We start from the raw sequence: 24,748 nt of genomic DNA on the forward strand, positions 1-24,748 counted from the left end.
CGGGACTCCGGGCGGCCAAGTCCTTTGAGCCTTGCCAACGGCGCCCGCATGACAGCCATACCCAGAGCCCCTGGGCCTTCCGATCTTACGAATGACCAGATCAGACCCACGCCTAGAAAGGTAGGACATCCGCATGACGACCCGGCCGCCGGGCGACGCTCCCCTCACCGACTCGACGGGCGAGGCGGAGGATCCCTGGGTTTCCGTCAGACCGGACAACGGGACCGTCAAGGCCCCGCTGATCAAGGGCTCGCCCCTGATCGCCATCGGGGCACTGCGCATCGGCCTCATGATGGCCAAAGGGCGCGGCACCTCGGCCGGATCAGGTACGACGGGCCTGGTCGTCGGGGTCCTGGCAGTGCTCCTGCCACTCCTGTGGGTCGGCGCGCTGTGCGCCCTGCGCTGGGCCAATGCCGGAATCCTCCTCGAGGACGGTGTCCTGACGGTGCGGAACCGCTGGAACCGCAAGGTCCTGCAGGCCCCCGTGTCCTCCCTGACCGGTCTGCACACGGTCAGGGCACCCGTCGACGGTCCACACCAGAGCCGTATCGTCATCACGTCCACGACCGGACGGCCGCTGATGATCGACCCCCGGCTCTGGGACGCGGAGGCACTCAGGGAACTGTGGCGCCAACTGCGGTTCCCCTTCCGGGACCACGGATTCGTGAAATGGCCCCTGCTGAAGAAGCGGTTCCCCGGAATCCGCCCGCCGTGGCACCACGTTCACGTCGTCCTGTTCACCCTGCTCGTCGTGATCGCGGGCATCGCCTACATCGCCCTGATCGTCAACCTGCCCTTCTTGCTGTGAGCCGGATCGAGGGGGATAGAGGCGGATCGAAGCGGACTCAGGGGGTGAAGACCTCTTCGAGGCTGTCGATGGCCCCGTTGCCACCGAGGTGGTACTTGAAGACCAGGCCGCTGTTCGGGTGCGCCTCGAGCCAGTCGAGGAGCTCCTGGACGCCGATGCGCTGGTTCTCCGAGCTCTCCACGATGGGGTTGGTGGCGGTGACGTAGGCGGCCTGGTCCATGGGCAGGTACGTCTCCTTGCCGACGGTCACGAAGGGCGCGCCGTCGGAATCGGCCGTGGGGCAGCCCCAGTTGCCGTGCTTGACGATCAGGCTCAGGGAGCCGCCTTCGGGGGTGTAGCGGTAGACCGCGATCTCGTCGGGGGAGATGGGCATCTTGTGGTCGCAGCCGTCGTCCTTGCCCCCGGAGCCCGCGGCGGCGGGCGTCCCCGTGGCCGAGGAGGCGGAGGCGGCCGGTGTGGCCCCGGTGGCTGTGCTCCCGCCGCCCGTACCGGCCGAGGACTTGGCCGCGGGCTTGGCCGCGGGCTTGGCACTTGCCGCGGTGGCGCCGCCGCTCGCGTCCGCCGCGGCGCTCGAGGGCTCCGCGCTCGGAGTCGCGCTTCCGCCGTCGTGACCGGAGCAGCCGCTGAGCGTCAGCGCCAGTACGGCCGCGGCGCACATGCCGGCCGCGGTCGGGCGGAGCGCGGTGGGTCTGCGACGGCCGGTCTTCGTGGTCGGTGCCATGGTGGGTCCCCCTCGGGTGGTGACAGCCCCTGTGCGGGCGATGCGATTCGGGAGGAGGGACGATCTACGGCCAGCTGCAGTTTCACCGGTTCTCTTTCGTTGCGGCCCCGTGACATGCGGGCCTGCCACGAACGTTCGGCGGGCCGTCGGCGTCCAGGGACAAAGAGCTCATGAAAGGCCACACATGACAGCCGTACGTGTCATTCCTCGTTCCTCGCTGCCGCGCGTCGCCCTGATCGGAGGTCTCCTGTGCGCGACCGCCGCCTGTGCGGGAGCGGGCACGTCCACCCGGGCGGCGGAGACGAAGCCGTCCATCCAGCGCGGTACGGCCTGGCAGGAGCCGGCCGGATACACGTACACGCTGAACTCGACCGAGGGCGAAAGGGCCCTCATCGGCACCTTCCGGGTGACCGTGCGCAACGGGAAGGCGGCGAAGGCGGTCGGCCTCGACGAGGAGAGCCGCGACGTGGTGCGTCGGTCGCCCGGCGCCGTCCCCACCATCGGCGGACTGCTGAAGGAACTCGAGCAGGCGCGGCGCGACGACGCGGACACGGCGGAGGCGGAGTACGCGGCCGACGGACATCCGCTGCGCATCACGCTGGACTGGGACGACAATGCCGTCGACGACGAAGCCCGGTACGTCATCAGTGCATACGAGCCCGGCACGTCCTCGTGACAGGCCGGCTGCAACCGGCTCGGGCGGTCGCTGCCCGAGCGGCTACGCCGGGGCGGTCCGCAGCGCGCGCAGCACCGCCCAGAGGACCGAGATGAACGGGACGGCGACGACGGCGCCGATCACACCCGCGACGATGCTGCCCGCGATGACCGACATCGCGACCACGAGCGGGTGCAGACTGACCGCCCAGCTCATCACCAGCGGGTGCAGCACATGTCCCTCGAGCTGGCCGATGACCACGATGAGCACGAGCACGGCGGCCGCGGTGAGCGGTCCGCGCCCGGCGAGGGCGACCACCGTGGCCACACTGAGCGCGATCGGCGAGCCCACCAGCGGCACGAACGCGGCGAAGAACTCCAGGAGGGTCAGCGGCAGCGCGAGCGGTACCCGCAGCACGAACAGCGCGACTCCGACGAGTACGGCGTTGGTGGCGGCCACGATGATGATGCCGCGTGTGTACCCGGCGAATGTCCGCCAGGCCGCCCGCCCGGTCCGGTCCCACACCGGGCGGGCGCCGCTGGGCAGGAGCTGGTCGCGCATCCAGCCCCACAGGCGCTCGCCCGAGTGGATGAAGAAGACCGAGGCGAAGAGGGCCAGCACCGCTCCGGTGATCAGCTCGACGATTCTGCCGAGACCGGTGACGGCGCTGCTGAGCAGATTCGCCCGGTGCGTGTTGAGGTAGTTCACCACCTGGCGCTGCAGATCCTCGAGCTTGCCGGGACTGAGCCGGAACGGCGGTTGCTGGAGCCACAGTTCGATCCGGTGGATACCGCCGCGGAACTCACCCGCCAGCTTCGCGGACTCGCCCGCCACCGCGTTGCCCACGAGAGCGAGCAGGGTCATCAGGATCAGCAGGCTGCCGACGATGGCGACGGCAACGCTCAGCGATCTCGGGAACATGCGGTTCAGCAGGTCGGCGAGGGGGCGCAGCACCGATGTGATGACAAAGGCGAGGAACAGGGCCACGGCGATGAGCTGGAAGCGGCCGAGGATGGTGAAGACGCCGTAGACGACGATGGCGACGAGAAGGATGCGCCAGGCGTACGCCGCGGCGACGCGCAGCCACGGTACGGTCCGCTCGGCCACCGAGCCGATCGGGGGCGCGGCGTCCTCCGGGCCGTAACGCGTGCGCGGCGGGAGCCGTACGGAGTGCGCCGGACGGCTGCCCAGCACCACGCCACCCGCCCGGCTCCCTCGCCCCCGCCCGGCCGATCGACCGCCCGTACCGGCCACCACGTCCTACGCCACCTCGCCGTTTGACTGTCGGTCATGTCTAGAGCAAGGTAAGCGCGCCGGGCGGGGGACGGGGTGCAACGCGCCCGGGCCGGTCCGTCGCCGAGGAGAACGGGTGCCCGTCCGGCGCAGGGGTGCCGAGGTGCCTCGGCGAGCGGGCGGTATCAGGCCCGCAGGGGGTTGGTGCGGCTCGCTGCCAGTAGGCACCAGGCGGTGGCCCCGGTGTGCCGGTACGGGTAGTAGCCGAAGCCGAAACCGGTGTCGACAGGGCTGCTGGGTGAGCCGTCCCCTCGAATCACACACCGTTTCGATCGGGCTTGGGCCGGCTCGGCGCGATCGGTGCGTCCTCGTCGGCCAGGAGACTGGCGGAGCTGAAACGACCGGACTTTCACCGCGGACGCCTCCGCCCGGCCCGTCTCCGGGACCTGGATCCTGCGTGTCCAGGACCGCGACCGGCTCGACGTCGGCTGCATCGAGCAGTGGCAGCTCACCCCCTGAGCCGTCCGCCTGCAGAGGCCGTCGCCCCGGGTCGCTTCCCGCGGCCCGTGGCGGCGGCCGCGCTCAGATCGGGAAGTGCGCGTGGCCGCGGGCCTGGGCGGTGACCCACCGGGTGTCGGTGAACGCCTCGACGCCGGCCTGGCCGCCGAAGCGGCCGTAGCCCGAGCTCTTCACACCGCCGAAGGGAGCCTGGGGCTCGTCGGCGATCGACTGGTCGTTGACATGGACTATGCCGGTCCGCAGGCGTGCGGCCACGGCCAGGCCCGCGGCCAGGTCCTCGGTGATGACACCGGCCGTCAGCCCGTAGGGAGTGTCGTTGGCGAGGCAGACGGCCTCGTCTGCGCTGTCGACGACGTGCACGACGGTGGCGGGGCCGAAGATCTCGTCGTAATAGACCTTCATGTCCTGGGTGACGCCGGTGAGTACCACCGGGCGGATGAGGGTGTCCGGGCCCTCGGGCCGCCCGGTGCCCGTCACCAGGGTCGCGCCCCGGTCCACGGCGTCCTCGACGAGTGCCTGGACCCGCCGTGCCGCCCGGGAGCTGACCACCGGGCCGACCGCGGTGGCGGGATCGGCCGGGTCGCCATACGGCAGCGCGGCGACCCTGGCGGCGAACTTGGCGGTGAATTCCTCGGCGAGGGTCCGGTGGACGATGACCCGGTCCAGGCACATGCAGATCTGGCCCGCGTTCATGAAGGAGCCGAAGACGGCGGCGTCCACGGCGTAGTCGACGTCCGCGTCCTGGAGGACCAGCAGGGCGTTCTTGCCGCCGAGTTCGAGGACCGCGGGCTTGAGATTCCGGGCTGCCTCGACACCGATGGCGCGGCCCACCTCGGTCGATCCGGTGAAGTTGACCATCCGTACGCGCTCGTCGGCGATGAGGGCGGTCACCACCTCGGCGGCGTCGGCGCGGTCGTTCGTGACGACGTTCAGCACTCCGGCGGGGAGGCCCGCCTCGTGCAGCACGTCGGCGATGAGCAGCCCGCACGCGACGGGGGCGTCCTCGCTGGGCTTCATCACCACGGTGTTGCCGACCGCGATCGGCAGCGCGACGGCCCGCACGCCCAGGATGACCGGTGCGTTCCACGGTGAGACGGCGGCGACGACGCCCTTGGGCACGCGGGTCTGGGCGGAGATCACTCCGTCGGCGTTCGTGGCGAGCAGCTGCCCGGTCGGCCGGCTGACCGCGGCGGCCGCTTCGAGCAGGATGTCGGCGGCGAGACGGGCGTTGAAAGCGGCCCAGGCCGCGGTCCCGCCCACCTCCTCGGCCATGATCCGGACGATCTCGTCGGTCCGGTCGGCCATGATCCGGGCGGCCTTGAGGAAGATCTGCCGGCGGGCCGCGGGCTTGGTGGCGGCCCATTGGGCGAACGCGGCGTCGGCCGCGTCCACGGCGCGGCGGACGTCCTCGACACCACCGGCGGCGACCTCGGTGTGGACACCGCCCGTCCAGGGGTTGATGTCGGCGGTGGTGCGGGCGGAAGAGGCGGGGACCTCTGCGCCGTTGATGATCAGGCCTCGGGTGGCGGACACGGGCTGCTCCAGATTGTGTTCGGGGTGGTGGTCAGACGGCGGGCGCTGCGGCGGTGGACGTGCGGCGGGTGCGCAGTGCGCGGTGGGCCAGGCCCACGACGAGGCCGGCGACGAGCGGCGCGAGCATGTACGTCCAGAAGTGGGCGTACTGGCCGGAGAGAAGTGCCGGGCCGAAGTCGCGGGCCGGGTTGATGCTTGCGCCGGTGACCGTGCCGAGGGAGGCGATGACGGCGCCCACGCCGACGGCGATGACACCGGGGATCAGCCCGTGCAGCCGGGGGAAGGACATGACCACGGCCACGGCCGCGAGCACGCCGGCCAGTGCCGCGGCCTCGATGAGGAACAAGGACACCGCGCCGGTCCCGGGGGCGGGCGACACCACCGCGTACCCGATACGGCTCACGGCAACGCCCCAGACCAGCCGGGCCAGCGCGGCGCCGGACACGGATCCGGCGAGCTGGGCCGTCATGTACGGCAGGACGGCGCGGCCCGGGAAGAGGCCGTCGGCCCACAGAAAGAGGGTGACCCCGGGGTTGAAGTGGCCGCCGGAGGCGCGGCCGGTCGGCGCGTACATCAGCGCGCCGAGGAGCAGGGCCACCACGGCCCCGGCCGTGGCGAGCAGCAGGTGCGGGTCGGTGATGGTCAGGGGTGAGTCGGGCAGGGCGAGCAGGCGCACCAGGCTGACGACGCAGAAGAAGAGCACGGTGGTCGAGGCGAACTCGTAGCCGGTGTGGCGCGCGAGCTCCGCACGGCTGTGGGCGGAAGAACTCATGGTTGTCCTCGGGCTCGGGCAGGGCGGGCCGCGTTCCGCAGGCCGCCTGAATTTTTCGCTCAATGAACGTTCGTTCGTTCAACGTGAAGCCTGAGTCTGCGGTGCCGGTGCGGCGCTGTCAACGGTCGGTAGCGTTCTCCTGGCAAGGAGTTGGGCCGCGACGACGGGAGCAGGGCCGGGAATGGCAGCACGGGCAACAGCCGGGACCGGCGACGATGCGGAGACGGGCCTCGCCGCCGAGGCGGCCGGTCCGCTCACCCGCGGCCTGGCCGTGCTGGAAGCCGTCGCGGAGAGCGCCGAGCCCGTACGCCCGGCCGACCTCGCCAAGACCACCGCCCTGGCCCGCTCCGCCGTCGACCGGCTCGACGCGACGCTGGTCCACCTCGGCTATCTGCGGTCGGAGGGCCGTGACCTGGTGGCCGCCCCCCGTCTGATGGAGTTCGGCAACGCCTACCTGCAGGCCGCCGGTCTCCCCGAGGCCGTCCAGCCGCACTTGGACCGGTTGGCCGGCGCCGTGGACGAGTCCGTGTCCCTGATCGCCGCGGACGGCTGCGACATGCGCATCGTGGCCCGCGCGATCCCGCCCGGCCGGGTGATCCCCCTCGGCTTCCGGGTGGGCGACCTGCTGCCCGCCGACCGCTGCGCGGCAGGCGCCGTACTCGCCCATGACTGGACTCCCGAGCAGCACTCCGCTTGGCGAGAGCGCCGTATTGCCGATCCGGTCGACGCCGGCTACCCGGCCCTCCCGCCCCGCCCGGCGGCCGTCGCCGACCCGGCGGGGACGGAGCGGGCCTTCGCCGCCTGGATCGCCGAGGCGTCGGAGCAGGGCTGGGCCCTCGACGACCAGATCGCCGCCCCGGGGCTGGTCGCCCTGGCCGTGCCCGTGTCCGACCGGGACGGCGTACCCCGGTACGCACTGAGCGTCCTCGCCCACACCAGCCGCTCGAGCGCGGACGGGCTGCGCGAGAACTTCCTGGAGCGGCTGACCGCGTCCGCGCGGGACATGGGCGACGCGCTGGCCGGTGCCACCGACCCGGCCGAGCCCTCCGTGCCCTCCCCGTACACGGACGCCAAGGCGGAGCTGGGACCCCTGTTCCTGCAGGCCCTGGCCCGCGGGCTCGCCGTGCTCACGGCACTCGGCGCCCGGCGCGGCGGCCTCACCCTCAACGAGGCGGCGCAGGCCACGGGCCTGTCGTACCCGAGTACCCGACGCAATCTGCTGACGCTACGTCATCTCGGCTATGCCGAGCAGCGCGGACGCCGGTACCTGCCCGCCGCCCGCACCCTGGGCCTCGGCCACGCCCGCCTGTCCGGGCTCAGCCTGACCGACATCGCCCGCCCGCATCTGGCCGAACTCGCCACCCGCGTCCACGAGTCCGCGTCCGTCGCCGTCCTGGACGGAGCCGAGGTGCGCTACCTCGCCCGCTCTGCCACCCGCCAGGTCACCAGCGCCGGCATCCAGCCGGGGACCCGGCTGCCCGCCTACGCCACCTCGATGGGCCGTGTCCTGCTCGCCGATCTGCCGCCCCGCGAACAGGAACGGCTGCTCTCCACCCTGCCGCCACGCCCGCTGACCCCCCTCACCCGCACCTCGCCCGTGGATCTCGCCGGGATCCTCCGGCGGACCCGGGAGGACGGGCATGCCATGGTCGAGCAGGAGCTGGAGGTGGGGCTGCGGTCCATGGCGGTCCCGCTGCGCGACCCGCGGGGCACCGTGGTGGCAGCCGTCAACGTCGCCGTGCACGCCGGGCCGGACACTCCGGAACAGTCGCGCGAGCGCCTGCTGCCCCACCTGCACGCCACCGCCCACGCGATCGAGGCCGACCTCGCGGCGGTCTTCGCGTTCGCCGAGGTACGCGTCGAGTAGCGTCAGCTGAGGAGCTGCTGCTTCTGCGCCTCGAACTCCGCGTCCGTCAGCACTCCCTGGGCCTTCAGCTCACCCAGCTGCTTGAGCTGGTCGATCTTGCGGGTCATGTCGTCCTCGGTGGACGGCGGCGCCGGCGTCGGCGGTGCGACCGCCTGCTGCGGGGCCGCTTGCTGCTGCTCGTAGTCCTGCTGTGCCCAGCGCCCTGCCTGCCGCCGGGACACCCGGTTGGACACCGCGGTGGCGGTTCCGGCGACGACTGCGGTGCGCGCGACACCCCTGAGGAGTCCGGGCATGGTCTCTCATCTCCCCTGCTGTGTGCCCAGGGCCGGTACGGTGCCGGCCCGCACGGATGCGCCCGTCAGGCTGCTGCCGAGCCGCCGGGTGGTGTCGTGCCCTCGACCGCGTCCAGCGAGGCCAGCAGGGCCTGGATGGGGATACGGCCGCCGGCCACGAGCTGCGCCCCGCCCCGCCTGAGCGCGCGGGCCAGCGGCGCGGCCCACAGGTTCTCGTACACGAGGACCGCGGCGGAGTTGCCGGGCTCCAGCGCGTTGCCCGCCTCCTCGATGTCACCTTGGTCCAGCAGCCCGGAGGACGCGCCCGCGAAGACGGACAGATCGACCTCGTCACCGAGATCCTGCAGCTCAAGCCCGGTGACCGACCCGTCGCTGTCCTTGCGGACGAAGGTCAGGTCGAGGATCCGGACGATGCCCCTCTCGACGAGGTCGACCAACAGCGGAAACGCCTCGCCCGTCATGCGGTTGCCGGGGAACTCGATGACCAAGTAGTCGACGGGGCCCATTTCTTCGACATCATTCATGGCCACTCCTCGGGAGCGGAATGGGAGTCGGGACCGGTCGACTGACCGCCCGCGGTCGTCAGCCCCCAGCGCCCATTCCACCACGCGGCCAAGGGCCCCGCATGTCCGGATGGCACCGCGTCGGCACCCGGGTGCGCCGTCAACCGGTGAGCTCGTAAATGCTCTTTCCCATGAGCCAGAGACCCAGCACCAGGCACAGGGTCACGATGGCCTGCTCCTGGTGATCCTGCATCCATGAGCGCAGTCTCAGCAGCCGGGCCTTCGCCGCGGTCGGGGCGAACACCACGTACAGCTCGGTGGCCAGCAGGCTTGCCGTGGCGAGCACACAGAAGAGGGACAGCGCGAGCCAGGACGAGAGGTGGGACAGGTCCGCTTCCACGACCGTCGCCGCCGCGGCGGCGACCATGCCCCAGGGCTGCAGAAGCACGGCGAGTCCGGCGGCGGCCCACGCTGTGGTGCGGTCCATCTGGGAGGTCAGCTGCGACCCCGATGTGCCGTTCGGCCCGTGGTCCGGCTTCGCCGAGGTCCCGTTGGCCTGTGCCCGGGAGGCCACGAACCGCCGGCGCCGGCGTTCGCCGTACAGGACGAGCGACACACCGATGGCCAGCTTGGCCGCGAGCACGGCCGTCGAGGGCGGGGATCTGGGCGGCGGGGGCTGCCCGCCGGTCAGCGCCAGGACGATCGCGATCACGACGACCAGACACGCCAGCCAGCTCAGGATGAAGGCCAGGCCCTTCCACACGCCCCGCTCCGATGCCACGACCAGGACGAAGGCCATGAGCGGCAGAGGGTCGAGCGTGATGGCCAGGGCGATGAGAATCAGATCGAGAACCATGGCTACCCCACGGTGTCGGACATCACGAGAGTAGGCAGGGACCGCGGGGATCACATCTCGTGGCGGTACGGCGTCTCATCACGAACACCGCGGCCGAGAACCCGACGGTCAAGATCAAGAGATGCCGGGCCCTGCCGGCCCGGAGTGTCAACGACCGGGCCGCGGCGAGCAGTTGGAGCCCCCGCCCTATGCTTGGGGCATGCCTGTCAACGCGGCGCTCGCCGACATCCTCGACCGCAACGCCGCCGGCAGGGAGCCGGACGCACTGCTCGCCGCCCTGGTCGACCACGGTGTCTTCGTCCCCGTGCGGGAGAACGGCTCGGTGCTGTTCCTCCGGAGCGAGGGCGGCACCCCGGCCATACCCGGGTATGTCAGCGAAGCGTGTTGTGCCGAATGGCTGCCGGAGGCCGCCGCCGCGATCCACTGCGACGCCCTGCGGCTGCTGGACATCGCCGAGCAGACCGGGGTCGAAGCCCTGGCCGTGCATTCCACGCAGGGCTGGGCCCGCGTACCGGTGCCCCTGCTGTACCGGACCCTCGGCCGGCGCGGTCAGCAAGCCGAGGGTGAGCGACTCAAGCTCTCCTGGTCGACCCACCCGGTCGCGGTGGCCCTCCGGGACGCTCTGACCCGACGGGTGCGTGAGTTTCCCGCGGTGCGCACGGTCTGGGTGTCGCACGCGCGGTGGCTCGAGACCGGCGCCGAGCACCTGATGCTGCACATCGCCGTGGACGAGCCCCTGCCGTCGCCTTCCGCGCAGCGAATGACGGAGACCCTGCTCGCCGAGGACGTGGTGCTGGGCGAGGACGACCCCAAGGTGGGCATGCTCGCGATCAACGCCGCCACCCACGCCGAGTCGATCGCCGAGCTGGAGTCGATGGGGCTGGACACCGTGCGGTTCGACCGGGCCACCGGTCGCGTCGAGGTGATCTCACGCGAGTACGACGCGCCGTCGGCCTGAGCGGCAGCCTCTGTGACCCCAGCCACTGGGACAGCTGTGACTCTTCGCACAATTGGGCAGGAATCGGTACTTGCCGTGGCGGCGGTCACGTCGCGACAGGGGCGTTTTGTTTAGCTTCGCAGTCCTGTGTCCCTCCCACATGAACTGCCGAGGCCCCTCACCATGCAGCATCGACAGTCCCTCCTGTCGCACGCCCGGAGCCCCCGCGGCAGGCGCACCGCGGTCAGTGCCGGCGTGCTCACGGCCTGCGTGGCGACGCTCCTCTCGGCCGGGGCGCTCCACCCGGCACCCGCGGCTGCGGCGACGGCGGCGACGCGGCCCGACGCCGCAACGGCCGACTTTCTCGCACGGGTGAAGCCCCAGGGGAAGGAGCGGGTGAGTGCGGCGGTGCTCGACCTGGACGGGACCGGCCGGGAAGCCACGCTGTACGGCGAGGACACCCCGTACGACACCGCGAGCATCGTGAAGGTCGACATCCTTGCCACGGCACTGCTCCAGGGGCAGGACGTCAAGCGCGGCCTGACCGAGAAGGAGCGCTCCGAGGCCGAGGTGATGATCGAACGCAGTGACAACGACGCGGCGAACGACCTGTGGCGGACCATCGGCCGGGCCAAGGGCCTGGAGGCGGCCAACAAGCGACTGGGTCTGACCGAGACGAAGGGCGGCCCGGACGCCAAGTGGGGGCTCACCCGGACCACGGTGAGGGACCAGATACGGCTGCTGCGTGCGGTGTACGACACCGGCACGGCCGCACACACGAGTTCCACCCCGCTCGACGAGGCGTCCAGGACATACATCCGCACGCTGATGAGCCGCGTCATCGACGAGCAGTCATGGGGCGTCTCGGCGGCCGCCGGCTCCGGATGGGCGTTGAAGAACGGCTGGCTGCAGCGCAACAAGACCGAACTGTGGGACGTGAACAGCGTCGGACGGATCACGGCGGGCGGCCACCACTACCTCGTCGCCGTCCTCTCGGACGGCAGCAAGTCGATGAAGGACGGCGTCGCGCTCGTGGAACGCGCGGCCCGGGCCGCCGTCTCCTCGACGGCCGCCCACTGAGCGACGCGAGTCCCGGCCGGGAGCAGCGGGTGCTGCTCGTCCTCCCGGGCGAACGGCGGCACAGACCCGCGTCGACCGCGTCGACCGCAAGCCGCTGAGCGCGTCCCGTCCGGCGGTAGTCGCCCGGAACGCGACACCGTGCGAGGTACTCGGCAAGCGCCGTGTCCCCACCTTGCGCGAGGACGCGGGCGCGCCGGCCAGGAGACGCCCGCGCCGATCCCCGCCCGCTGGCTATAACACTCGTCATAGTCTACGGTGACACTCGTTTATAGCGACCGTCATAAGCCGCGTCGGCCGTCACCCGAAGCGAGGTATCGCCATGCCCATGATCCGGCTCACCGGCCCGGCCGGTTCCCTGACCGAACAAGGCCGCCGGAGTGTCCAGCGGGACCTCGCCGCGGTGCTGCTCCGCTGGGAGGGCGCGCCCGATACGGCCTTCTTCAGGGCCCAGGCATGGAGTTACTTCGTCGAGCTGCCCGAGGGCGCGCAGGTCACCGCGGAGGACGACGCGCCGCGGTTCCTCGTGGACGTCACGGTGCCGCAAGGGGCCCTGTCCGAGCGACGCAGGGCAGGCCTGGTCGAGGAGGTGACCCACACCGTGCTGAACGCCGCCGGGCTCGGCCCGGACGAGGCACTGCGCGTGTGGGTACTGGTGCACGAGCAGGCCGACGGCACGTGGGGCGCGGGCGGATCCGTCGTCCGCCGGGCTGACCTGGTCGCCCTCGCGAAGGGCCACCGGAACGGTGCGTGAACTGACCTATGCCGGACGGCACAGAGTCGAGTGGCGCGAGGCGCCCGACCCCGGGCTCCAGTCCGAGCAGGAGGCGATCCATGTTGCTCGACGAACTGATGGGCTGGGCCTGCGCCGTAAGATCGTCTCTCCATGAACGCGACTGCAGAGCACGAGATGATCGCCGTTCCGCCGGGGCAGGTCATGCTGTCGGACCGGCGGACGCAACGCAGTTGGGCGGTCGACGTCCCGGCATACGAGATCGCCGCGTACCCCGTCACTCAGGAGCTGTACGCGCGGATCACCGGTCATCGGGCGAGTGCCTCCCAGGGGGACCGGCTGCCCGTCGAGGGTGTCTCCTGGTGGGACGCGGTGCGATTCTGCAACGCCCTGTCCCGGCGGGAAGGGCTCACGCCGGCGTTCCGCTTGCCGTCCGACGGCGAGGACATCGAGTGGGACGCGTCGGCCGACGGGTACCGGCTGCCGACCGAGGCCGAGTGGGAGCACGCCTGCCGGGCCGGTACGGCGGGCCCGCGTTATGGACCCCTCGACGAAGTCGCCTGGTACCGCGGCAACTCGCACGAGCGGATCCACGAGGTGGGCGGCAAGCGCCCCAATCCATGGGGCCTTTACGACATGCTCGGTGACGTCTGGGAGTGGTGCTGGGACATCTATGACGCCGAGGTCTACGGCAGTTACCGGGTACTGCGCGGCGGTGGCTGGTTCGACGAGCACTGGAGCTGCAGAGCCTCCGTGAGGCGCCGCAGCCACCCCACGTTCCGGGTGGACGACGTCGGGTTCCGCGTGGCACGTTCCAGGCTGCCGGAGAGTGACGCGCGGTCCTGACACGGGCACGGCTCGCCGCCACGCCCGGCAGTCCGAGTGGAAAGCCGGGCGCGGCAGCCGAGGGGTTTCAGCGGGCCGCGTCCGTGGTCTCGATCCCGAGGGTGGCCCGCACAGCAATCGATCAAGTGCTCAACGGACCGGGAAGCCGAAGGAGTAACCCTGCTGCTTCAGCCACGGCAGTACCTCACGCAGGGCCGCGACGGTCTGGGAGCGGTCCCCGCCCGCGTCGTGGAAGAGGACGGTCGGGCCGTTGGATATCTCGCTCTTGACGGTGGAGATGATGGCGGCCGTGCCGGGGCGCTCGAAGTCCTTCGAGTCCACGTTCCAGCCGAGCGGGCGCATGCCGTGGGAGGCCGCGAGTTTCCGGCTGTACGGGGTGAAGGCACCGCCCGGGGCGCGGTAGTAGAGCGGCCGGACGCCGCCGGACGCCTTGGTGATCATGCGCTCGGCGTCCGTGATCTCCTGCGACTGGTAGGAGTCGGACTTTCTGTCCATGGTGGTGTCGTGGGACACCGTGTGGTCGCACAGCCGGTGCCCGGCCGCCACCACTGCCTTGACCAGGTCCGGGTGGGCCTGGGCCTGGGTGCCCACCATGCAGAACGTGGCCTTCACGCCGTTTTCCTTCAGCACCTGCAGCACCTGCGGTGTCCAGACGGGGTCCGGACCGTCGTCGATGGTGATGTTGACGCCCTGGGCACCGCGGTCCGAGGCATGGGCGATCTCCACCGACACCGGCGCCGCCGCGCGGCCCTGCGAAGAGGGGTTCGCCGAGGCGTTCGCTCCCGCGTGCCCGCCGACGGGACCGGCCTGCGCGGTCCATACCGAAGTGGCTGCGGCCAGCGCGGTCACTCCGACTGCAGCCCCGAGCACCCGGCCGTGCCATCCCCGCCCGCCATGCCGCGCCATGTCCGCCTCGTTCCTTGCCGTGTTGATGGGATCCCGATCACCTGTCAGGACGGAGGAAGCCGACGAAGGGATCCCTCTGTTACGAATCACGGACAATCCCGCGGACGTTCCGCGACAGACCGCCGGAACTCGCTTGGCCGGCAAGGCGAATGACCGACGTGACTGTGGCCGCGAGTTAGGCTGCGACGGGGAGGCCAAGGCCTGTTGCGGGGGACAGGAGGACCATGGAGTCCGGTCGGCTGATCACGGAGTTGACGGAGGCGCAGGAGTCGGCCCTCCGTGAGATGGGGGAGGACTGGGCGGCGCTCGAAGCGGCGACCGGTCCGGTCGATCGTGCGGCGGCGGAGGACGGGGTCCGCACTGCCTACCGGGCGCTCGGACTGCCGCCCCCACGGTTCATCGTGTGGCTCGGCTCTCCCTGGGCAGGCCGGATCGGGCAGGCCATGCTTCCCGGGATCATCGCCTCGGTCACGGGACGCCGAGCCGCCCGCGTCCGCGCCATGCTCCGCCCGCGGATGTCGGGGCAGTTGGGAACCGGCAGAGGATGGTTCCTCCAGCACGAGATCTACTCCCGGATCGCCGCGCAGGTGAGCGATGAGCTGGACGGCCGTGTAAGGGCGCTGGTGTGCGACCCCCTGCCCAGGCTGACGGGCTGGCGGACTCTGACCCATGGCCACCTCAGGGACCAGGAATATGCACAGTACGTCGGTGTCCTGTCGGACGAAGTGGACAGCGACGGCTACATCCGCTCGGCCAGGTTCGACTTCGAGGTGGTGGCCCGGGCGCACGCGGAGCTGGTCGGCCAGGTGGCCGCACAGGCAGGCGTCTCCCCGGTGCCCGGGAAGACCAGGCCAAGGCTGCCCATGCGCTGGAGGCGGGGTACGCCCTGGTCCGCCTCCAGCGTGTCGCAGTACGCCTGGGCCCATGCCATGGAGCACATCGGCGTGACAGGCATGGACGTCGTTCAGGGGGAGCGGCAGGTGGCCCGGAACGCCGGCTACTGGTGGGCCTTTCGCGACTACGCGGTCCTCACCCCCCGCCCCGATGTGTTCCGCCGCGACGCGGGAGGCCGCCCGCACTGCGCCGACGGACCTGCGGCGGCGTGGCCCGACGGCTGGACCGTGCATGCCTGGCACGGAACGACGGTGCCCGCCTCCCTGATCGAGGGCCGCTGGGACACCGATCGGATTCTGCAGGAGCGCAATGTCGAGGTGCGGCGCTGCGCGATCGAACGCATGGGGTGGCCCGAGTTCATCGCCGCGGCAGGCCTGCGACAGGTCGGCCGCAGCGAGCCGGACCCGGGCAATACCGGGCAGTGGCTCACCCTCTACGACCTGCCCGCCGCGATCTACAACGTCCCCGTCCGGGTCCTGCTGTGCACGAACGCCTCGGTCGAACGCGACGGCACCCGCCGCCAGTACGGGCTGACCGTGCCTGCCGAAACTCCCGACCCCACCACAGCGGCGGCCGGCCTGCTCGGCCTCACGCGCGACCAGTACCTCACCCTCACCCGCGCCACCTGAACCCGAATCGGAGAACGCCCATGCCCGCACCGCAGCCCACCCTCGGACAGGTCACCGCCCTCGCGGGGGTCGCCGTCCTGGACCATCTCGACCGGCAGACGGCCATCCATGTCTCCGCCGGCCTCCAGCGCCAGGGCGACATCGGGCTGATCCCGGTCGGCCTCATCGGGTACGAGCCGCCGAAGACCGGCGCGCCGGTCCCCGCGGCAGGGATACCGCTGGTGTCCGCCGGCAACGGTGGCCACACCCACCTGCTCGTGGCCGACGGAGAGGTCACCTGGGCGCCGCTCGAGAACGGCGGCGCGGACGTCGGCTGCTTCACCGTGCACGAGGGCGCCACGGCCTACGTCCTGCACCCGGAACACGGAGCCATGGGCCACGCCCCCGGGACCTACCTCGTACGCCGCCAGGTGGAGCAGGCCGACGACGCACGCCTGGTCGTCGACTGACACGTCGGACCGGGCTGCGGCGCAGGGCGCCGATCGCTCCGCTCCCTCAGGGGGCGGGGAAAGGAAGATTGTCCGTGTAGCCGTTCGACGGTCGGGTGATCTTCTTGACGGTACGGGCGTCGAGGGCGACCGGAGCCGACTTCGTGCCCAGCGTCCCGCCCCGGTGCCATGTTCCGGTGACGCTCACCCATGTGTTGGGGGACAGGGCAGGGCGCCCGTAGATCCGTACCTTGATGGACTGCGCGTCCGCCGCACAGCAGGTGAGGATGATCCGGGTCAGGTACCAGCTGCCGGCCTGCTTTTCGGGGGTCACGAAGCCGGTCATCAGGATGCTGCGGCCCTTGATGGCCTGCTTGCGGTCCTGCTGCACGCGGGTGGTGAAGTCCGTGAGGGTCATCGGGAGGGGTGAGGCCTTGGGCAGCGGGTCGAAGTGCGCCCGTTCCGGTACGGCCTTGGGGGCCTGGCGGGCGGCGGTGTAGGCACCGAGGGCCGGCGGGGCGTAGAAGAGCAGGCTCAGCGCGGGCAGCAGCATCAGCCAGGCGACGCGGGGCACGGCGGAGTGGTCGTGTCCGTGACTGCTGCCGTCGTCAGCGTGGTCGCGGTGGGGTGCGTGTTCGTCGCTTCGGCCCGGCCGACGCTGCGCCCACGCCTCCGCGACGCCGAGTATCAGCAGCACCGCGCCCGACGCGACCAGCATCGGTCGCATGCCTTCCTTGACGTACCTCAGGCACAGGTCGGTGAAGAGCGAGACGTGCAGCAGGCCGAGACCGCTGAGGACGAGCAGGAGCGCCTGGATGGGCCGCTTCACAGCAGGATGCCTCCGATCAGTGCGCTGCACAGGATGGCGACGGCGGTGGTCGCGGCGGAGAAACGGACCGCGAAGGCGCGGCCGAAGGTGCCCGCCTGCAGGGCGATCAGCTTCAGGTCGACCATCGGGCCCACCACCATGAACGTCAGCCGGGCGAGCGGCGAGAAACCGGTGAGGGAGGAGGCGACGAACGCGTCGGCCTCGGAGCACACCGCGAGCAGGATGGCGAGCGCGGCCAGGAACAGCACCGACAGCCAGGGCGACGCGGAGAATGTGTCGAGCACCGAGGGCGGCACGGCCACGTTGAAGGTGGCCGCCGCCATGGCCCCGATGACCAGGAAGCCACCCGCATGCAGGAAGTCGTGCTGGAATGCGCGCCGGAACTCGGTCCAGCGGCTGTGCCCGGGGTGGTGCCCGGTGTGCCGTACGGCGGGCCTGAGCCACTCGGCGCGGCCGAGCCAGAGCCACAGCCAGCCCATCACGGTGGCAGTGGTGAGCGAGGCCAGCAGCCGGGCCAGCACCATGGCGGGACGGCCGGGGAAGGCGATGGCCGTGGCGGTCAGCACGACGGGGTTGATCGCGGGCGCGGAGAGCAGGAACGCGAAGGCGGCGGCCGGGGTGACTCCCCGGCCGATCAGACTGTTGGCGACGGGCACCGATGCGCATTCGCAGCCGGGCAGGACGACCCCGGCGGCTCCGGCGACGGGGACGGCGAGCACGGGCCGCTTGGGCAGTATGCGGTGGAACACCCGCGCGGGGACGAAGGCATTGATGGCTCCGGACAGGGCCGTCCCGAGGAGCAGGAAGGGCAATGCCTGGACGGTGACGGACAGACACACGGTCTGCCATGCCTGGAGGGCCGGTTTGCTGATCGACTGGCCGAGGAGGACGAGCGCCGCGCCGGGAAGGACGGCCGCCGCCACCAACAGGAGTGGCCAAAAGCGGGGCAATTCACCCGCTGGCGCTTCCTCGGCTTCGGAGCGGCCTGCGGCGGCCGCCTCCTCCGCCAGTTCGTCTGTTGTCTGCACGCCGGCTCCGTATGTCGGATGATCAGACCGAACATAGTGGAAGCCGGGTGCCCTGCATCGCACCACCCCTGCACTCGCCGCGCTCGAGGGAGCATGCGGCACAGCCGGTGGTGCCCTCAGGAATCCGACCAGGGCCGGGAAGGGCGCTTATCGCGCCGTTCCGAAGTCCTGGGTCCAGAAGCTGTTGGGCTGTGCGAGACCGACACCGATCTCCTTGAACGAGCAGTTGAGGATGTTGGCCTTGTGGCCGGGGCTGGCCATCCAGCCGGCCATCACCTGCTCGGGGGTCGAGTAGCCGTACGCGACGTTCTCGCCGTAGGCGCTCCACGCGTAGCCGGCACGGGTGATCCGATCGCCGGGGGAGGAGCCGTCGGACCCGGTGTGCGACATGTTCTGGTGGGCGGCCATGTCGTCGCTGTGTGCCTGCGCGGCCTTGGAGAGGGTCGCGTTGAGCGTCAGCGCCGAACAGCCCACCTTGGCACGCTCGGCGTTCACGAGCTGCACGACGCGAGCGACGACCCCGGACGCGGTGGCGGTGGCCTTCGGGGTGCTCGGCGTGGCGGGAGCCGCAGGGGCCGCGGGGGCGGAGGTGGTGGCCTTGGGGGCGCTGGGAGCGGTGGTGGCCTTGGGCTTGGGAGCCGTGGTCCTCGCCGTGTGCGAGGGCACGGTGGCCTTCGGCTTCGGCGGGGCGGTCTTCGTGGGGCCGGCGGAGGCGCTCGGCGTCTTGGCGGGTGCCGGTGTGGTCTGGCCGTTCTGGTCCTGGTGGCCGTTCCAGGGGCGACCCCAGTCGGCGTTGTGCCACCAACCCTTGGCCTCGGTCTCCCGATGGCCGTGACGGTGGGGTCTCCCGCCGTCGTTCCAGTCGGTGCAGGCCATGGCGACGGACGGCACGCCCACGGCGCCCATGGCAACGGCAGCGACAACTATTCGCCGGTATTGAGTGCTTTTGCGATGCTTACCCATGTGTGACCTCACCCGGTAATCGCCGAGCGCTCCTTGTGCGGCTGGCTCTGTACAGAACCCGCCACTGATCTGCGGCGATGCCCTGCGGATCGTCATTCTTAGGAGCCGTTCACATGGAGCGCAAAGGGCCCCGGTACTAGGCCGGCTCGTAGCGTCGGGCGGTCCTTGTCCTGGGGGTGGGGGCGTGCTGGAGCGGGTCCCGCCGCCATCGCGAATCCATGACGCCCCGTCAGAAACCCTCTGTGCCTGTGGAACGGGCCAAAGTGCCGCGCGGGCGGAATGCCGCGAATCCAGACATGGTGTCCGCCTGCACCAAGACGGACAAATCCCATATGTCGCCGGAGCGCCGTCTACTATCCGGCCCGCCTAGTTCCCGGACAACCTGTGATGGATGTCACGGAACCGCGGCAAATGGTGCGATGAACCGGCCTCCGGCCAATCGCGTCCCGCCTCACAGCGGAGCGTGTGCGACGGTCGTCAGGTAAGCCCCGTACAGCAGGGACACCGCGGTCAGCGTGCCCCCTACCAGCAGGGCCTGTGCAGGTCGCGCACGCCATGCCCGTACCAGCGCACGCGCGCAGGGGATGAGCAACGGGAACGCCGGGAGCAGGAAGCGTGGCTTCGACGAGAACGAACCCGAGGCACCCAGTACGAGCAGGATGAGGACGCCGGCGAAGACCACCAGCGGCAGCGGAGCGCGGTCCAGGCACAGCAGGCAGAACAGCAGAACACTGATGACGACGATCACCAGGGCCGTGGGGTAGACGAAGCGCCCGCCGTGGAGGAACAGCGCCCTGAGGAATCGAAGGGATTCGACTCCGAAGTCGAAGCGCGAGGTCCACGCGTCCTGCACATTGAAGTAACCCCGCAAGAGGTCGCCGGTCTGTTCGCCCACCCACAGCACATAGCCGATCCAGCCCAGGGGACCCAGGACCATGGCGACCCACACACCCGGATGGACGCGGCCGCGCTGCCTGATCGCTTCATGCAACCCCGCGGCGGTCACGGCCGCGGCGACCGCGAAGCCACTGGGGCGGGACAGGCCCGCGAGGGCGGCGAGTGCCCCGGCCCACAGCCAGCGGCCCTTCAGTACGCAGTACAGCGACCAGGCGGCGAGGGCGGAGAAGACGGACTCGGTGTATGCGACGCCCAGCACGACCGAGTGCGGCAGCGTGGCCCACAGGGCGACGAGCGCGGTGGCGACCCCACGCCCGTAGAGATGGTGGCCGATCACGTAGATGCCCCACGCGGCCACGACCGCGGCGGTCCAGGCGACCAGCAGCGCGGCCTGTCCCGGTGTGAGCGGCAGGGCCGTCAGCACGGCCCTGATGAGTCCGGGGTACAGCGGAAAGAAGGCCCAGTCGGTCTGCACGGCACCCGACGGCATGATCCAGATACGGGTTCCGTAGCCATGCGTGGCGATGTGCAGGTACCAGTCCGAGTCCCAGGAGTGAGCCAGGCTCTTCACCAGCGGGCGATGAGTCAGGTGGTTCATCGCGACCATCACCGCGACCCCCGCGAGGCGGACGGCCACGAACAGCACGAGGGCCCGGAGCAGGCCGTCGGGTGTGTCGTGCCATGGGCGCCGGGCCGCGGGGCGGCGGCCGGGCCCGTCCTGGGCGGCCGGACCGGACCGGGGAACGGAAGACGTGCTCACCCTCTGACCTTGGGCATATGCCGCCAAAGGTGCAATCGGGAATCGCGCTTCTCGCCCTACTCGTACCGGAATGCAGGGATACCCGGATCGGACACCCGGTGCGCAGGTGGGGAGGGGCGAGCGTACGGCCGTACGCTCGCCCCTCCCCGGTGCGTCCGGCCCTGCATCGGCCGCCCCTGTCCCGGTCGTCACCCGGGCCGTGGCCCGGGCGACCGTCGTCGGCTCAGCCGGCGACGGACTCGGAAGGCTTCTCGGCCTCCGCAGCCGGACTCTTCTCCGCTGCTTCGCTCGCGGTGTAGAAGACCGACGTGCCCTGCTTGGTGCGCTGAGCGTGGTTCTTGGCCACGAGGCCCTCGAGCGTCGTCCGCACGACGGTGGTCTTGATGCTCCGTTCGGGATGGGCCTGATCCAGTGCGGTGGTGACTTCCGCGGCGGAGCGGGGTTCGCTCTGCTCGGAGAGGTGGCGGCGGACCAGCTCGACCAGGGTCGGCTGGGCCGACTGTGCGGGCGAGGCCGCCTTGGCGGCCGGCTTCTTCTTGGCAACCTGCTTCCGGGGTGATGTGCGGCCCGCCGAGGCGGAGGACTTACGTGTCCGCGCCGACTTGCTCGGTGCGGACTCGGCAGAGGTCTTCTGCCGGGGAGAAGGCACAACGGCGCTGTCGGGCGTCGTGTCGGTCACTGCCGGAGCGGCGGCCTCGACACCGAGCGCCTGGTGCATGTTCGCCAGCACCGTGTGGTCGTGCTGCAGGACTGCCAACTGTTCCTGGAGCGCGGCGATTTCCGTGCCGATGCGCTCCTGCTCCTTCATGTTGCGTTCAAGGTCACCGGTGACCTGGGCAATGTACTGGGACGCCAACTCGGTGACGGGGACCGTACTCTCGGACATGCTGTTCACCCTTCCTCGGTTCCCGGTTGTGTACCGGGACATACCGCGGCGGCCGCCGGACGTGAAGGCACTGCCTCGGCTGGTGCTCCCGGGTGCCGAGCCGCATCTGTGGTCAGACACCCTGCCTTGAGAGATGGTAAGGAGCAAGTTGTTGCTCCCGTGATCCTTCCTGGCTCAATTGGGGGCACAGCACTGAACATGCCATCGCCGTATGCGTTGCCTCTGCGACCATGTTGTCAACTCAACTTGTTTGAAAGGTAGTTGTCGGCGAATCGCACCGAAAGCCCCTGTCCGGCTCCCATGCCGACCAATTCAGACGCCACAGGCCCCGAACGAATCAGTGGGAACAATTGCTGCGTGGTCGAAGAGTTGCTCCAACATCTCATGCTCGTTGAGCAACACCACGGCTGTGCTCCCACCGCGTCGGTTGCTGGGGAGAAAAGCGGTGGTCACGCGTCGGGTGCGATGCTGGGATGGTGCGATGCAAGGTGAGTCATCAGTGGTCGTGGACCGGGGTCAGTACGAGGACGCGGTGACCCCCTGGGAAGAGAAGTCCTGGCGGGACGCGGCCCTCGGCTGGGTGGAGGGCGAGCTCGCCGCACGCGGCCTGCGCGTGACCGGCGACCGGAGGGTACGGCTGCGGCCCTGGTCCGTCCTGGTGCGGGTATCCGTCCAAGGACGTGACGCCGTCTGGTTCAAGGCGAACCCGCCGGCCAGCGCCTTCGAAGGTGCCCTCAGCGCGGCGCTGGCGAGATGGGTGCCGGAGCATGTATTGGAACCGCTCGCCGTCGACCCCGACCGCGGTTGGTCGCTGCTGCCCGACGGAGGTGAGCTCTTCAGAAGCGTCCTCGCGCGCGAGCCGGTCGAGCCCAGCACATGGGAAGCGTTACTCGGCCAGTACGCGGACATGCAGCACGCCCTGACCCCCTACGTCGAGGAGATCGAACAACTGGGCGTCCCCAACGCGCGCACCACCGTCCTGCCCGACGTCTTCGACGAACTGGTCGCCGAGAACGCGACCCTGCAACCGGATGACCGCAGAAGACTCGATGACCTCAGGCCGCGCCTGGTGGACTGGTGCACGGAGCTGGCGGCCCTCGGCATCGAGGACTCCCTCGACCACTCGGACCTGCACGACGGCCAGCTGTTCCACCCACAACCGGGCCGCTTCACCTTCTTCGACTGGGGCGACGCCGCCGTCTCCCATCCCTTCTGCAGCCTGCTGGTCCCTGCCCGGACGGCCCGCGAAAGATATGGGCACGACGTACTGCCGCGACTGCGAGACGCCTATCTGGAGCCGTGGACGGGCACCGGCCGAACGACCGCGGAACTACGCCGTGCGGTGAGCCTCGCCTGGCGACTCGGTGCACTCGGCCGTGCCTGCTCCTGGGGTCGCCTGTTCCCTGCCGCGTCCGACGCAGCCGATACCCTTGGAGCCATGGAAAGCGTCCGCTGGCTGCTGGAGCTGTCCAACGACCCACCGATGTAGCAGGTCGACCACCGGGACGAGGCAGGCACACATAGGTGTCCGTCCTCGACCGTGGTCAAATCGCGTACAGATCATGAGCGTTGGGACTGGGCGCCGGACGGTGCCGGGCGGCAGGCCCCTCGGCGAAGGCGCGCAGGAGATTCTCCGTCGTGCGGGTGACGAAGGCGCGGGTGCGGGCGTCCATGCCGTGGTCGCGGCCGAGTTCGCCGGTACCTGCCACCAGCGCTTCCACCCAGCGCATGGTGCCGGACGCGAACACACCCGCTCCGCTGGGGACGGTGTAGTACGCCGAGTCGCTGTGGCTCGGGCGACCCGCGCACACCAGCGGAGAGTGCGCGGTGATCTCCAAGAGCTGAGGAGTGCCTGCGCCGGGTATGACCCGGTCGTACTCGACGCCCACCAGGTGCGGAAAGGCGTCACCGGCGCGCACTCCGGTGCCCTCGTGGAGCCAGTGGCCGGCGGAGTTGACGACGTAGGGCGCATCCACCGGGTAGCCCTCGTAGAGCACTCCGGTGAGGGAGGACTCGGGATCCGGTGCGGGCGCGGTACGGAAGTCGGTGGTGACGAGGGCCGGCTGTGCGGGATAGCAGGGGTCGGCGTGGTAGGCGGACTTGTAACACACCACGCTGCGGTCGTCCGCGCCAGGGCCGGGCTCAATGCGGATCCTCCGGAAACATGTGTTGGCACCGAGAAACGCGACATTGGTGCCCGCGTCACGGGCCTGTGTGACATGTGCGCGTTGCTGGGGTGTCCAGTACTCGTCGTGCCCGAGACATACGATGGCGGCGGCGCCGGCCAGCACCGCCGGGTCGGCATGGATGTCGAGGCCGGTGCTGTAGGCGAGGGGAATGCCCAGCCGCTCCGCCAGCACCACTGCGGCCCACTCGTACACGCGGAACTTCTCGGCCCCGTCCAGGTCGTAGGGCCGGTCGAAGCTCACCGCCAGGGACCGGGTCTCGTACGCCCCTGTCGTACCGGCGTACAGGCTCGAGCCGCCCCATCGGTTGTAGGCCTGCCAGGTGGCCGGGGCGTGCAGCAGTACCGTGCGCCCCGATCCCCGTACCGAGCGCACGATCAAAGGCACATGGCGCTGGTGCCCGGTGGCCGCCTCCAGCCGGAGCAGGTACGCGCCCTCCGGCCAACTCGTGGTGTCGAGGGCCAAGGTGCGCTGCCAGTTCGCGTAGACCGTACGGGTCTCGGGCGCGATCTGCGGAGCTTGCTGGACGCGGCCGCGTATCGAGGGAGAGGTCCACACCCGCCGGGCCAGGGCACCGCCGTACCAGCCCACGCGGAACGCCGACACCCGGAACGAGGCTGCCGTCGTCGACACGAACAGCCCGAACTCCTGCCCCGGTGTCACACTCACCCGGTCGGTGTACGCCGCTATCGAGTCCGGCGGACCCAGGGACGCGATGCGCCAATCGGGGCTACCCGGGGCGTCGCGCTCCACCTCCGGCAGGTGACTGCGGTCGCTGGACGGGCGGCGGGGGGACACATGGTCGCAGGCGGCCGCACCGAGGCCCACGCCCGCGCACAGGCACAGGAGCCGTCGGCGCGATATGCCGGGCTCGGCGCCGGGTGCCGGGTTCTGTGCTGGAGCCACACCGCCTCCTCACCACCTAACCGCCGCTCCCAGCGTTGCGACAGCTCTGCACCCCCGCAACCGGGGGCGCAGTTGGAGGTCCT

At 70.6% G+C, this 24,748-nt stretch carries 25 protein-coding genes and 1 pseudogene; 11 read left to right on the top strand and 15 right to left on the bottom strand.

Translation table 11 applies throughout. The features are described 5' to 3' along the window. The first annotated feature begins 133 nt into the window (after positions 1 to 133). Complete coding sequence (locus Q8A52_RS45720) at positions 134 to 808, top strand: hypothetical protein (RefSeq protein ID WP_316763930.1); 675 nt, start codon at positions 134 to 136, stop codon at positions 806 to 808. Positions 809 to 845: 37 nt separating this feature from the next. Here the strand turns inward: Q8A52_RS45720 and Q8A52_RS45725 are convergent, their stop codons facing one another. Next, complete coding sequence (locus tag Q8A52_RS45725) at positions 846 to 1,529, bottom strand: hypothetical protein (RefSeq protein ID WP_316763933.1); 684 nt, start codon at positions 1,527 to 1,529, stop codon at positions 846 to 848. Between the two features lie 184 nt (positions 1,530 to 1,713). Between Q8A52_RS45725 and Q8A52_RS45730 the strand changes: the two genes are divergently transcribed. After that, a complete protein-coding gene (locus Q8A52_RS45730) occupies positions 1,714 to 2,205 on the top strand; it encodes a DUF6174 domain-containing protein (protein WP_316763936.1) in 492 nt (163 codons plus the stop codon). A 42-nt stretch (positions 2,206 to 2,247) separates the two neighbouring features. On the opposite strand, the gene Q8A52_RS45735 is transcribed toward Q8A52_RS45730, so the two are convergent. Together Q8A52_RS45735 and Q8A52_RS45740 are read right to left on the bottom strand one after the other, a co-directional pair. Further along, positions 2,248 to 3,381 carry an AI-2E family transporter gene (locus Q8A52_RS45735; protein WP_316763939.1) on the bottom strand — a complete coding sequence of 378 codons (1,134 nt, stop codon included), beginning with the start codon at positions 3,379 to 3,381 and terminating at the stop codon, positions 2,248 to 2,250. A gap of 221 nt (positions 3,382 to 3,602) precedes the next feature. Beyond that, positions 3,603 to 3,814: pseudogene (locus Q8A52_RS45740) on the bottom strand (Tat pathway signal sequence domain protein); the annotation flags it as partial. Positions 3,815 to 3,870: 56 nt separating this feature from the next. Here Q8A52_RS45740 and Q8A52_RS45745 point away from each other — a divergent pair. Next, on the top strand, positions 3,871 to 3,936 hold the full coding sequence (locus Q8A52_RS45745) for a hypothetical protein (RefSeq protein WP_316764078.1): 66 nt from the start codon (positions 3,871 to 3,873) through the stop codon (positions 3,934 to 3,936). Positions 3,937 to 3,999: 63 nt separating this feature from the next. On the opposite strand, the gene Q8A52_RS45750 is transcribed toward Q8A52_RS45745, so the two are convergent. Then, positions 4,000 to 5,469, bottom strand: a complete 1,470-nt coding sequence (locus Q8A52_RS45750) for an aldehyde dehydrogenase family protein (protein ID WP_316763942.1) — start codon at positions 5,467 to 5,469, stop codon at positions 4,000 to 4,002. Positions 5,470 to 5,500: 31 nt separating this feature from the next. Next, positions 5,501 to 6,241 (bottom strand): MIP/aquaporin family protein, encoded by a 741-nt coding sequence (locus Q8A52_RS45755; protein WP_316763945.1) that lies wholly within the window; start codon positions 6,239 to 6,241, stop codon positions 5,501 to 5,503. A 181-nt stretch (positions 6,242 to 6,422) separates the two neighbouring features. On the opposite strand from Q8A52_RS45755, the gene Q8A52_RS45760 reads away from it, so the two are divergent. Beyond that, positions 6,423 to 8,108 carry an IclR family transcriptional regulator domain-containing protein gene (locus tag Q8A52_RS45760; protein WP_316763947.1) on the top strand — a complete coding sequence of 562 codons (1,686 nt, stop codon included), beginning with the start codon at positions 6,423 to 6,425 and terminating at the stop codon, positions 8,106 to 8,108. 2 nt (positions 8,109 to 8,110) lie between these two features. Here Q8A52_RS45760 and Q8A52_RS45765 read toward each other — a convergent pair whose 3' ends face one another. From Q8A52_RS45765 to Q8A52_RS45775, 3 genes are all read right to left on the bottom strand, one after another. Next, entirely contained in the window at positions 8,111 to 8,401 is a 291-nt protein-coding gene (locus Q8A52_RS45765; RefSeq protein ID WP_316763950.1) for an SHOCT domain-containing protein, read from the bottom strand. A gap of 65 nt (positions 8,402 to 8,466) precedes the next feature. Continuing rightward, complete coding sequence (locus Q8A52_RS45770) at positions 8,467 to 8,925, bottom strand: DUF6325 family protein (RefSeq protein ID WP_316763953.1); 459 nt, start codon at positions 8,923 to 8,925, stop codon at positions 8,467 to 8,469. Positions 8,926 to 9,064: 139 nt separating this feature from the next. Then, the gene (locus Q8A52_RS45775) at positions 9,065 to 9,760 is read right to left on the bottom strand and encodes a GAP family protein (RefSeq protein WP_316763956.1); all 696 of its coding nucleotides are present in this window, start codon (positions 9,758 to 9,760) and stop codon (positions 9,065 to 9,067) included. Positions 9,761 to 9,959: 199 nt separating this feature from the next. Between Q8A52_RS45775 and Q8A52_RS45780 the strand changes: the two genes are divergently transcribed. The 4 genes from Q8A52_RS45780 to Q8A52_RS45795 all read left to right on the top strand — a co-directional run bounded on the left by Q8A52_RS45780 (position 9,960) and on the right by Q8A52_RS45795 (position 13,353). Continuing rightward, on the top strand, positions 9,960 to 10,718 hold the full coding sequence (locus Q8A52_RS45780) for a hypothetical protein (RefSeq protein ID WP_316763959.1): 759 nt from the start codon (positions 9,960 to 9,962) through the stop codon (positions 10,716 to 10,718). A 162-nt stretch (positions 10,719 to 10,880) separates the two neighbouring features. Beyond that, on the top strand, positions 10,881 to 11,777 hold the full coding sequence (locus Q8A52_RS45785; RefSeq protein ID WP_316763962.1) for a serine hydrolase: 897 nt from the start codon (positions 10,881 to 10,883) through the stop codon (positions 11,775 to 11,777). Between the two features lie 319 nt (positions 11,778 to 12,096). Beyond that, positions 12,097 to 12,528 carry a tautomerase family protein gene (locus Q8A52_RS45790; RefSeq protein WP_316763965.1) on the top strand — a complete coding sequence of 144 codons (432 nt, stop codon included), beginning with the start codon at positions 12,097 to 12,099 and terminating at the stop codon, positions 12,526 to 12,528. A gap of 132 nt (positions 12,529 to 12,660) precedes the next feature. Beyond that, positions 12,661 to 13,353: a formylglycine-generating enzyme family protein gene (locus Q8A52_RS45795; protein ID WP_316763969.1), complete on the top strand. Its 693-nt coding sequence runs from the start codon at positions 12,661 to 12,663 to the stop codon at positions 13,351 to 13,353. 129 nt (positions 13,354 to 13,482) lie between these two features. Here Q8A52_RS45795 and Q8A52_RS45800 read toward each other — a convergent pair whose 3' ends face one another. Beyond that, entirely contained in the window at positions 13,483 to 14,259 is a 777-nt protein-coding gene (locus tag Q8A52_RS45800) for a polysaccharide deacetylase family protein (protein WP_316763972.1), read from the bottom strand. A gap of 224 nt (positions 14,260 to 14,483) precedes the next feature. Here Q8A52_RS45800 and Q8A52_RS45805 point away from each other — a divergent pair, with 224 nt between their 5' ends. After that, positions 14,484 to 15,782, top strand: a complete 1,299-nt coding sequence (locus Q8A52_RS45805) for a DUF6745 domain-containing protein (protein ID WP_316763975.1) — start codon at positions 14,484 to 14,486, stop codon at positions 15,780 to 15,782. 20 nt (positions 15,783 to 15,802) lie between these two features. Then, on the top strand, positions 15,803 to 16,231 hold the full coding sequence (locus tag Q8A52_RS45810; RefSeq protein ID WP_316763978.1) for a hypothetical protein: 429 nt from the start codon (positions 15,803 to 15,805) through the stop codon (positions 16,229 to 16,231). 46 nt (positions 16,232 to 16,277) lie between these two features. On the opposite strand, the gene Q8A52_RS45815 is transcribed toward Q8A52_RS45810, so the two are convergent. The 5 genes from Q8A52_RS45815 to Q8A52_RS45835 all read right to left on the bottom strand — a co-directional run bounded on the left by Q8A52_RS45815 (position 16,278) and on the right by Q8A52_RS45835 (position 21,573). After that, positions 16,278 to 17,039, bottom strand: a complete 762-nt coding sequence (locus Q8A52_RS45815) for a TIGR03943 family putative permease subunit (RefSeq protein ID WP_316763980.1) — start codon at positions 17,037 to 17,039, stop codon at positions 16,278 to 16,280. After that, positions 17,036 to 18,067 carry a permease gene (locus Q8A52_RS45820; protein ID WP_316763982.1) on the bottom strand — a complete coding sequence of 344 codons (1,032 nt, stop codon included), beginning with the start codon at positions 18,065 to 18,067 and terminating at the stop codon, positions 17,036 to 17,038. Before Q8A52_RS45820 ends, Q8A52_RS45815 begins: the two co-directional genes overlap by 4 nt. Positions 18,068 to 18,214: 147 nt before the next feature. Beyond that, positions 18,215 to 19,030 (bottom strand): CAP domain-containing protein, encoded by an 816-nt coding sequence (locus Q8A52_RS45825; protein ID WP_316763985.1) that lies wholly within the window; start codon positions 19,028 to 19,030, stop codon positions 18,215 to 18,217. Positions 19,031 to 19,481: 451 nt separating this feature from the next. Next, complete coding sequence (locus Q8A52_RS45830; protein WP_316763988.1) at positions 19,482 to 20,687, bottom strand: glycosyltransferase family 39 protein; 1,206 nt, start codon at positions 20,685 to 20,687, stop codon at positions 19,482 to 19,484. A 223-nt stretch (positions 20,688 to 20,910) separates the two neighbouring features. After that, positions 20,911 to 21,573, bottom strand: a complete 663-nt coding sequence (locus Q8A52_RS45835) for a BlaI/MecI/CopY family transcriptional regulator (RefSeq protein WP_316763991.1) — start codon at positions 21,571 to 21,573, stop codon at positions 20,911 to 20,913. A 481-nt stretch (positions 21,574 to 22,054) separates the two neighbouring features. On the opposite strand from Q8A52_RS45835, the gene Q8A52_RS45840 reads away from it, so the two are divergent. Then, the gene (locus tag Q8A52_RS45840; RefSeq protein WP_316763993.1) at positions 22,055 to 23,062 is read left to right on the top strand and encodes an aminoglycoside phosphotransferase family protein; all 1,008 of its coding nucleotides are present in this window, start codon (positions 22,055 to 22,057) and stop codon (positions 23,060 to 23,062) included. 55 nt (positions 23,063 to 23,117) lie between these two features. Here the strand turns inward: Q8A52_RS45840 and Q8A52_RS45845 are convergent, their stop codons facing one another. After that, positions 23,118 to 24,665, bottom strand: coding sequence for a N,N-dimethylformamidase beta subunit family domain-containing protein (locus Q8A52_RS45845; protein WP_316763995.1), 1,548 nt, complete (start codon positions 24,663 to 24,665; stop codon positions 23,118 to 23,120). Positions 24,666 to 24,748 lie beyond the last annotated feature (83 nt).

It is taken from the genome of Streptomyces herbicida (genome assembly GCF_032656585.1).
Lineage (GTDB): Bacteria > Actinomycetota > Actinomycetes > Streptomycetales > Streptomycetaceae > Streptomyces > Streptomyces herbicida.